A 418-nucleotide genomic window follows, 5' to 3' on the forward strand; every position below is an offset into this window, starting at 1 on the left:
GCGAAGACGGTGATGTTCTGTGCGGAGTTGAGGGTGTCGACCAGTCCGGCCTGCTTGACGGCGGTCACCAGGGTGGACAGCAGCGGGTTGTTCGAGGCGGCGGTGGCGACCGGGTCCTGGGCCATGCCGGTGAACGACCCGGCGCCGTCCTTGGGCACGGCGGCGCAGGCGGCGCCGAACGGGGCGTCGGCCATCGCCGCCGAGGCGGAGGGGGTGCCGGCGGAGGGGGCGCCGGCGGACGTCGCCGCGGCCGAGGAGGGGGCGGCGGAGGCGGACGAGGAGCTGGAACCGCCGCTGCTGCTGCACGCGCCCAGGGTCAGGGCGAGGGCCCCGGCGGCGAGCAGGGCGGTGAGGGTGCGGCGGTTGCGGGTCTGCGCGGACATGGCGGATCTCTCCTCGGTGCTGGGGTGACGTGGTG

1 pseudogene is annotated in these 418 nt (G+C 75.8%); it reads right to left on the bottom strand.

Annotated features, from left to right (window positions below):
* Positions 1 to 383 (bottom strand): annotated as a pseudogene (locus QSK52_RS39200) (fasciclin domain-containing protein); the annotation flags it as partial.
* Positions 384 to 418: the final 35 nt, after the last annotated feature.

The organism is Kitasatospora phosalacinea, assembly GCF_030268885.1.
Classification (GTDB): Bacteria; Actinomycetota; Actinomycetes; order Streptomycetales; family Streptomycetaceae; genus Kitasatospora; species Kitasatospora phosalacinea_C.